The sequence below is a fragment of the Synechococcus sp. R6-10 genome (assembly GCF_047461815.1).
Classification (GTDB): domain Bacteria; phylum Cyanobacteriota; class Cyanobacteriia; order Thermostichales; family Thermostichaceae; genus Thermostichus.
The window spans coordinates 1-1,840 of the sequence record NZ_JANSHW010000603.1 but is presented as its reverse complement, the minus strand read 5'-3'; the positions used below and the strand labels follow the sequence as shown (position 1 = coordinate 1,840).

Below are 1,840 nucleotides of genomic sequence, written 5' to 3'. Positions count from 1 at the left end.
AGCTGCCCTTTTCAACAGAGCGGGTGAGAAAAGATCTGGAGCTCTATCGCAGCAGTTTGGATCGCATGAAGCAGGCGCGGGCTGTGGTCGAGGAGATGGTAAAAGCCGCCCGGCGTCAGCAGGAACGCCGCCAATCGGCCGCCTCTTTGCCCGAGACTTCCCTCGGCGACCCAAGCAAGCCTGGCAGCTAAACCCCGGCCCTAAGCCAGATACTGAGCCCAAGTTTCCACCACCTCGGGGGATCCATACCAGCGCCGTCCACCCCGACCGGAATGGTAGCAGTTGGGCAGAGTGAGGTTAACAGCCCCCTGCAGGTGGGCAGCCTCGATGGGGGTAATGCCATCGCCCCACAATTCCCCCTGTCCAGCCGTGAGCCAATAGCTGTTGTAGGCCAGCCAAGCCAGATAATGCTCCTGTCGCCACAGGGATCCCAGACTCAACCTCTGCCCCTGGATGACCCTGCCCGCCACGCACACATATTTGACCTCGGGCCAAAAGGCCCCCGGATAGTGGGTGTTGACAAAGTCCAAATTGCGCTTCGTCCAGCGCTCCCGGCTGGTGTGGGGGGATCCCAAGCTAATCAGCGCAGCGACCTGCTCCCGCCCCTGCCACACCTGTCCCCCATAGGGCACGGCTCCCAGGTAGATGCGGGCAATCCAGCCGCCGGCGGAGTGGGCCACCAGGTTAACTCGGTCAACCCCAAACTCAGCGCAGGTCTTTTGGATGGTCTCTCGAAGGGCCCACAGGATGGGAGTGACAGGCCTTCCCCCCAGCGTGGGAAACCAACTGCGCACCTGCAACGGCACCACCCGTGCCGCATAGCCGCGGGCTTCCAGCTCTTGGCGCAGGGGCTCATACTCCGACGCACCCGCCAGATAACCGGGCAAAATCACCACAGGGGCCATACGCTAGCGGGGATACCAGAACATGCCTTTGATCCCCTCAGGGTCGGCGGTGAAGCCCAGCCGTTCGTAAAAGCTGACCACTCCCTGATCGGCAAAAAGGGTGATGTTGCTGATGTCTCGGGCGCGCAGCTCGTGGATCACCTTTTCCATCAGCCGCTTGCCCAGACCCCTACCCTGGAAATCGGGATGAACCACCACATCCCAAATGGTGGCATTGAAAGCGTGGTCGGACGTTGCCCGGGCAAAGCCGATGAGGCGACGGTAGCTGCCCCGCTGCTGCCACATCGACACCACCAAAAAGCTGTGCTGCAGGGCTTTTCTCACCTTTTGAATGGGGCGACGCGACCACCCCACCGCATCGCAGAGCTCCTCTAGCTCGTACAGATCCAAGTTGGGATCCAAGCTGAAGAGGATTGTCTCCCCTCGTACCACCACCGTTTCCTGGCGACGGTCGGCCCTAGCTGTTTGCGCCGGCTCTTTGGTTGTAGCAGCTCCTGCTGACCCGAACAGGCCCTTCCAAAAACTCATGTGAATCGCTGCCGAGTGAAAGCTCACCCCTACTTTGGGTGAGCGTGTCCTCAGTATAGCCAGGATCGGTGGCGGAATTGTTTCCAATTTCTAGGGATCCCCCCGAAGGGGGAACTGCACACCAGCGGCAGCTCACAAACCGTACAAGAGGGGTTTCCAATTTCTAGGGATCCCCCCGAAGGGGGAACCCGCATCATCCTCGTGTACGAGGCAGAGGAAGAAGAAGAAGGGTTTCCAATTTCTAGGGATCCCCCCGAAGGGGGAACTGTGCGAGGACGACCAATTCATCGATTTTATCCTGGAGTTTCCAATTTCTAGGGATCCCCCCGAAGGGGGAACCTCCTAACTAGGCAGTGAATACAAGGTCTGCCTATCTGTTTCCAATTTCTAGGGATCCCCCCGAAGGG

At 59.6% G+C, this 1,840-nt stretch carries 3 protein-coding genes; 1 reads left to right on the top strand and 2 read right to left on the bottom strand.

The window, feature by feature from the left end; all coding sequences use genetic code 11:
• Positions 1-191 (top strand): photosystem II biogenesis protein Psp29 (locus NW837_RS14430; protein ID WP_414332275.1); only part of this gene is annotated, 191 nt, incomplete at its 5' end.
• Positions 192-200: 9 nt separating this feature from the next.
• Here NW837_RS14430 and NW837_RS14425 read toward each other — a convergent pair.
• Together NW837_RS14425 and NW837_RS14420 are read right to left on the bottom strand one after the other, a co-directional pair.
• Positions 201-905, bottom strand: coding sequence for an esterase/lipase family protein (locus NW837_RS14425; protein ID WP_414332274.1), 705 nt, complete (start codon positions 903-905; stop codon positions 201-203).
• Positions 906-908: 3 nt separating this feature from the next.
• The gene (locus tag NW837_RS14420; RefSeq protein ID WP_414332273.1) at positions 909-1,433 is read right to left on the bottom strand and encodes a GNAT family N-acetyltransferase; all 525 of its coding nucleotides are present in this window, start codon (positions 1,431-1,433) and stop codon (positions 909-911) included.
• Positions 1,434-1,840 lie beyond the last annotated feature (407 nt).

Bases quoted from the DNA above. Each gene is read 5' to 3' on its own strand.
- NW837_RS14425 (WP_414332274.1), bottom strand. From the start codon at position 905: ATGGCCCCTGTGGTGATTTTGCCCGGTTATCTGGCGGGTGCGTCGGAG.
- NW837_RS14420 (WP_414332273.1), bottom strand. From the start codon at position 1,433: ATGAGTTTTTGGAAGGGCCTGTTCGGGTCAGCAGGAGCTGCTACAACC.